The organism is Pseudooceanicola sp. (assembly GCF_029213205.1).
In the GTDB taxonomy this organism is placed as follows: domain Bacteria; phylum Pseudomonadota; class Alphaproteobacteria; order Rhodobacterales; family Rhodobacteraceae; genus Pseudooceanicola.
In genome coordinates, this window is the sequence record NZ_JARGNH010000019.1 from 64412 (window position 1) to 70624 (window position 6213).

At 61.6% G+C, this 6213-nt stretch carries 7 protein-coding genes; 2 read left to right on the top strand and 5 right to left on the bottom strand.

Annotated elements, in window-relative coordinates:
* Window positions 1-77: 77 nt before the first annotated feature.
* Window positions 78-1166 carry a ParB N-terminal domain-containing protein gene (locus tag P1U48_RS13740; RefSeq protein ID WP_301069660.1) on the bottom strand — a complete coding sequence of 363 codons (1089 nt, stop codon included), beginning with the start codon at window positions 1164-1166 and terminating at the stop codon, window positions 78-80.
* Window positions 1163-2455, bottom strand: a complete 1293-nt coding sequence (locus P1U48_RS13745; protein ID WP_301069661.1) for an AAA family ATPase — start codon at window positions 2453-2455, stop codon at window positions 1163-1165. The genes P1U48_RS13740 and P1U48_RS13745 overlap by 4 nt, the downstream gene beginning before the upstream one ends.
* Window positions 2456-2890: 435 nt before the next feature.
* Between P1U48_RS13745 and P1U48_RS13750 the strand changes: the two genes are divergently transcribed.
* Window positions 2891-3589 carry a DnaA N-terminal domain-containing protein gene (locus tag P1U48_RS13750; RefSeq protein WP_301069662.1) on the top strand — a complete coding sequence of 233 codons (699 nt, stop codon included), beginning with the start codon at window positions 2891-2893 and terminating at the stop codon, window positions 3587-3589.
* 35 nt (window positions 3590-3624) lie between these two features.
* Here the strand turns inward: P1U48_RS13750 and P1U48_RS18210 are convergent, their stop codons facing one another.
* Window positions 3625-3813 carry a molybdopterin cofactor-binding domain-containing protein gene (locus P1U48_RS18210; protein ID WP_366142896.1) on the bottom strand — a complete coding sequence of 63 codons (189 nt, stop codon included), beginning with the start codon at window positions 3811-3813 and terminating at the stop codon, window positions 3625-3627.
* Window positions 3814-4026: 213 nt separating this feature from the next.
* Here P1U48_RS18210 and P1U48_RS13755 point away from each other — a divergent pair, with 213 nt between their 5' ends.
* Window positions 4027-4689, top strand: coding sequence for a GntR family transcriptional regulator (locus tag P1U48_RS13755; RefSeq protein ID WP_301069664.1), 663 nt, complete (start codon window positions 4027-4029; stop codon window positions 4687-4689).
* A gap of 437 nt (window positions 4690-5126) precedes the next feature.
* Here P1U48_RS13755 and P1U48_RS13760 read toward each other — a convergent pair whose 3' ends face one another.
* Complete coding sequence (locus P1U48_RS13760) at window positions 5127-5906, bottom strand: enoyl-CoA hydratase-related protein (RefSeq protein WP_301069666.1); 780 nt, start codon at window positions 5904-5906, stop codon at window positions 5127-5129.
* A 63-nt stretch (window positions 5907-5969) separates the two neighbouring features.
* Window positions 5970-6213: hypothetical protein (locus P1U48_RS13765; protein ID WP_301069668.1), on the bottom strand; the 244-nt coding region annotated here is incomplete at its 5' end.

Below are 6213 nucleotides of genomic sequence, written 5' to 3' on the forward strand. Positions count from 1 at the left end.
TCACCCGGGACCGGAGCGATGCTGTGTATCATCGGCCAACCGCCTTGCGATTGAAACGGAGTTCCCCGCGGGGAACCCTATTCGCCCAGCGTCGCCAGCAACTCGGCCACGGCGGCCTCAAGCACCCGGCGATCCTTGGCCGAGAAATCAGTGCCGAGCCGCACCTCAAGCCGCCCATCAGAGGCGACACAGCGCGCCGATCCGCCCGGACGCTCCACCCGAAACGTGGTCCGCGCCGGTCGTTCAACCGCGCCGCCCCTACTCTTTTCGCGCCCGACCTGATCGCTGGCGCCACCGGCATAGCGTTGCAACAGGGCCAGCTCCTGATCCGGTGTTCGCACAGAAGGCAGCGACCGCAGCGCCGACCTGAGGGCCGCCTCGACTCCGGGCACCTCATCCAGTCGCTTGCGCAGCGCCAGCCCCAACCCGCGCGGCATGGCCTGCGGATGGGTCAGATCCTCACCAATACGATCCAGCAATTGCGCAAACGCGCGGATATAGCTGCGCTTCTGCTTGGCCGCTGATCGGAACAACAGGCCAACCGCGCTGTCGACATCTTCGACCGATGTCGCCGGGTCCGCCGCATAGCGCCGCGCCAGCTCTGCCATCTCGGCAAAAGAAATATCCTTGCGCACCAGGTTCTCATCGACCATCCGGCGATAGAGTTCTTCTAGCGGTTGCCCAATGGCGACGATCCCCGCCGGAATCCGGCCCCAGCGTTCGGAATCGCCGGTTTCAACCAGCAGTGCCTTCCACGCCGACAGCCGGCGAAAGCCCTGGATCAGCTCATAACGGCCCTCCCCCAGATGCTCCAGCTGGATCGGGTTCGACAATCCAATCTCGGCCAGCGACAGCTTGAGGTCGTCAAGATCATCCTCCCCGGCCATCGCGCGATCCCGCGCCAGCTTGTCGGTGGAAATCGCCTCGACCGGCACCAGATCGGTGATCAGCCCTTGCTTCTTCAGGCGCACAAATTCATGCGCCAACCGGTCATTCTCGGCCCGGATCTCCTGCTCCTGCTCCGCCCGGCCCCGCAAAGATTCCGCGTTCTCGCGTACTGCCGCCGCCATCGGCCCACGCCGCGCATTCCCCGCCTCAACAACGGCCTGAGGTTCCAGATCGTCCTCAGGCAGATCAATGTCGAACATCCGCCGTTTCTTGCTCATGCTTCATCCTCCAGCTTGTCCCAGGCGGCCAGCACATTGCCGCGAAACTCCGCATAGGCCTTGTCGAAAGTGGTGCGCGCCCTGCGCCAGGTTTCCCGGGTCATGTCGCGATAGTCGATCTCATAGACCGAACTCAGGAAGCGACCGGATTGTTCGACCGCCCGCGTCAGCTCAATCGGGTGCTCGGCCAGACGGTCGCCAAAGACCTTGCTAAAAGCATCATACATCGCCCGGTGCAGATCATTGCCCGGCTCATATCGGGTCAGAAGAAACCGGATATCACAGAATTGCTTCGGCAAGGTCAGGTTCCCCGCGGGGAACGCGGCCAGATCCTCAAGCGCCTCGGCCAGCTGGCCGATAAACGACGTGGTCGAATCGTACTCCCAATAGCCGGGACCAGACGGGATATAGAGCATGTCCGCCGCAAACACCGCGTTCATCGATTGATAGCCAATCGCCGGCGGGCAATCAAAGATCACCAGATCATAGGCGTCCGACTGGATCTGATCGAGGAACCGCGACACCGCCGCAAAGAACGACCAATCCGGATTCAGGTGCCGATACTGCGCCGAGGCGAACTCGACAAACGCAGCATTGGCGCAGGATGGCACGATGTCGATGGTGCTCCAGGCGGTGGTTTTGATAAAGTCGGTGGCGCGCAGATCCGACAGGCCCATGTCCCGGATCGAGGCGGGCAGGCGGCGGACGGGCAGGGCGGCGCCGCTCTCCGCACCGCGTGGCGCGGCGTTCATCTTGTCGGTCTCACGCACCAGATCGCGGGCGATGATTCCCCAGACCGTGAAATCCTCGGTCACATCGGTCAGCCCCATCGAATGCGAAAGCGTCGCCTGCGGATCGAAATCCACCAGCAGCACCCGGTAGCCATCCAGCGCCGCGGCATGGGCGAAATGCAGCGCCACCGTCGACTTGCCGGCACCGCCCTTGAAATTGGCCACGGCGGCGCGCAGGGCCCGTTTGTTGGCGGGACGCGGCGGCATCAGCGACTTGCGATTGATCTTCATCCGCCGCCGCAGCTCGTTGATCTCGTCAAGGGAAAACCAGCGCTGCCGCCCTTCCTCTTCTACCTCGCCACCAGGCAGAGACGGATCCGCCGCCAAGCGTCCGCGAAAGGTCGATTGGTTGACCTGAAAGATCAGCTCGGACACCTCCCAGGACGAAAACCGGCGCAGGGTCTTCACCAACTCCGGCGAAAACGTCTGTCGCCGGATGTGCTGTTGCATCTTGAGAGACTGCGCCTGAAGCGCGGCAAGGTCGGTATGAGAGAACATCATTGAATCCTTCGGACGCTAAATCTCGTCGATCTCCTAAATACGTTGATTTTGACGATTTGGCAAAATGGAATATCCTGATGTTGCTCGAAGCCCGCAAAGGCGCGGAACAAAGGCCAGACAGGCGCAAAACCCCGCTATAGCGATTCGCTGGTGGCGACCGTTTGTTCTAGGGACGCTCGCTCAATTTAAGGGGACACCAAAGAAGCACCTACACCCCTTAGGGGGACATGGATCGAAATTAGGGGGACACACAGGATGGCACCCCAATACCAATGAAACCTGTTTCTATTCTTTTTTTGAGACGCGAGAGCAGGGCCACGCACAGACCCGCTTGACAGAATCGCAGAACTCAACGCTAATCACTCCAGCTTCGGGAATAACGCTGAGAATACGGCGGACGAAGCTGAGGTGGATCGAGTGGACAGGTGGCACATGCTCAAGGCAAAGCCAGTGGGGCAGGGCGCGGCAGCCCGAAAATATGACATTCTCACCGCCATAGGTGCCCATGCCATGGCCGGGGACAGCAGCAAACAGCGAATCGCTCTGCGTTTGATCACCTTGATCACCGCTCGTTACAACTGGTCGCGCGACGAGCTTGTCGTTGGTCGTCGCGAGATGGCGCGCCTGTGGTGCGTCACCGAGCGCACAGTGAAACGCGAAATGGCGCTGCTCAAAGGCCTCGGCTGGGTAGAGGTGAAGCGCCCGGCGGCGCGCGCCAGAATCACCGCGTACCGAATTCGCTTCGACATAATCCTTGGCGACACGCGGCCGGCCTGGATGAATGTTGGCGAAGATTTTCATGATCGTCTGGTAGAGACGCCCGAACCGCCCGCCGCCGCCGAGCGGCGGGTGGTGCCTTTTCCCTCACGTGGCGAGGGGGCGACCGTCGCGCAGGCCGGGGCAGCTGGCTGGGAGGCGGCGCTGTCGATCCTTCAGACCACCAATCCGCATGTCTATTCCGCCTGGATTCGGCCTTTGCAGGCAGTTTCGCAGACCGGCGGCTTGATGGTTCTGACCGCGCCGTCACGGTTCCACGCACATTATGTCTCCCAGCACCTGACGACGGCGATCATTCAGGCCCTGCGGCGCGCTGACCCGACATTCACCGATGTTGTGATCACATCGGATTAACCGGTTTTGGCCCACAGCGCTGCCCAGACCAGCACTTACGCCTCGCGCGGCGGGAAGGACATCAACCCGAAGGGCCCGCCGACATCCGGTGTAATCGCCCGGATTTCGTCACTGTTCAGGCCAAAGATGCGGGCGACCACGACACGAAAGGCATGCGGATATGTGATCGTGGTCCAGAACCTCCGAAGGGCCCGCCGCTGGGAGCATGGATGAAGGAATACCATGCTTACCGATGAGTAGAAGTGTATACCAACCGGGGATTTCGAATGCCTCCGCCTGGACCTTTGAAAGCAAAAGGAAATTTCTGCTGCCAAGGCGCAGGGTCGCAACGGGTGGTTCTATTGCCCGGCGCGGATTGTCGCGATAGTATTCCAAAAATTGAAAACCTGTTGCACCGGCACTCTGCCGGGGGTGCGACGACCAGGACTGAGGGTGGCATGGCAGCACAAAAGGGCAATTCAGCGCGCTTGGCGCAGCATGCTTACGAGGCGGTTCGCGATGCCATCGAACATGGGCAATTGGCACCAGGTGACCGGATTTCCGAATACAAGACCGCCGATTGGCTGAACATCAGCCGGACCCCGGCCCGCGAGGGTCTGCTCAGGCTTGAGGCGGAGGGCCTGCTGACCCACCACCCGCGGCGCGGGCTGATCGTCGCCTCGATCGACGACGAGGCGCTGAAAGAGGTGTTCGTCGCACGCGAGGTGCTGGAACGCGCGCTGGCCGGGCAGGCGGCGCGCAATGCCTCGGGTCCTGAACTTGACGGGTTGCTGCGGCTAACTGAAGAAGAGCCTGAGCTGATCAATGACCGCGAGCGGATGTTTCAGCACAACAAGAAATTTCACGCGATGATTCGGAAGAGCGCACATAATCGCTATCTTCAGAAATTCCTCTCGACCCTGGATGACATTGTCGCCGCGGATCGCCGTGGCTCGTCACTGGTCGACATGGAGCGGCGCAAGGCGGTGCTCATCGAACACCGGGAATTGGGCGAAGCGATTGCCGCGCGTGATGTCGCCAAAGCCGAGGATATGGCCAGCAGACACATTCGCAACGCCTATGAGGCGCGGCTCAAAGTGCAGATGCCCGAGGGCGAATAACTATCCGTTCCAGTCTGGAAGCAAACCTGCTTCATCCAAGCGATTCCCTTATCGAGGGCGCCAAGGTTGTCATCAATGATCTAGGGGTTGAACTGGGCGGCGGGCTCGCTTCGGGCTTTTGCGAGGCGGGCCAAGAGGGCAGAGCGCCTGAGGTTGAGTTGCGCGCGGCGATGACCGTCGAGTATCTTTGCACCCGGCATCAATTTACCTGCTCGATCGGATCGTTTCAGGCGCTGCAATACCGGTCAGTTGATAGACCTGCTGACCCCCTATTATCAGGTCTATCCCGGGACCCTCACCGGGGCGGCGCAGATATTCAACACAAACTCATTGCCCAAAGGGTGCTGGGCCTGCCGCAGCCATGACGAAAGCCGGGCCCCTTGCGGGGACCGGGCCTCCGGCGGGAGTATTTCTGGAAAGATGAACCCGGAGTGGGTCTATTCCCCTTTGAACTGCGCCTTTCGTTTCTCGCGGAACGCGGCGATGCCTTCGGCATTGTCCTCGGTCAGCTGCATGACCGGCTGCATCAGCGCCTCGTTTTCGAGGAAGGGCACAAAGCCCGGCGACTGCGCCGCCATGAACTGCCGTTTGGCCATCGCCAAGGCAAGGGTCGGACCACTGGCGAGACGTTCGGCCATGGCCTGGGTCTCGGTCTCAAGCGCGCCATCGGCAACGACACGGGTGACGAGACCGAGGCGTCCGGCCTCTTCGGCTTCGACGGTGCGGCCGGTCAGCACGATTTCCTTGGCGGCATATTGCCCGAGCGCCCGGGCGAGCTGCCAGACCAGGCCGCCGTCCGGTGCCAGGCCGATGCGGACAAAGGCGGCGGTGAACCGGGCTTGCGGCGCGGCCAGGATGACGTCAGCGGCCAGCGCGATGGCCCAGCCAACACCGGCGGCATGGCCGGGCACCGAAGCGATGACCGGTATGTCGAGGTCCTGGATCAGCGCAACATAGCGATGCGCCGAGTTGCGGATCATCATGCGCCCGGTCTTGAAGCCCCGCTTGCGCTCGCCCATGGCCTGCACGTCGGCGCCGGTGCAGAAATGTCCGCCCGCCCCGGTGATCACCAGCGCCCGGCGACTGGGGTCGCTGCGGATGTCCATCAGATTTTCGAGCAGTTGCTCGCGCATTTCCGGGTCCATCGCGTTCATCCGCTCCGGCCGGTCGAGGGTCAGGCGGGTGATTCCTCCGTCATCGTGTCTTTGAATGGGCATGGCCCGTCCTCCTCCAATGTAAATCTTGCGGTCCCTAGGGGCGCCGCTCGAGAGAATGCTACTCTATGGCATTCTGTTTTTCGGGCCGGGAGACCCCGGCGCTAGGCTTGCGCAGGACAGGATGACCCAGAATAAGTCGGTGTCGAAGGCATCAGCGTCGAATATCACATTGGCGAAAGATGAGGTGCTGTTGAACCCGCGCAGGATTGCGATCCTCTGGGCCTCGGAGCCGTCCAGAAACTGTGAACTCATCACTGTGAGCGATACCTGAACCGCGACTCTTGTCGTGCATAGGGTAGGGGTGTCA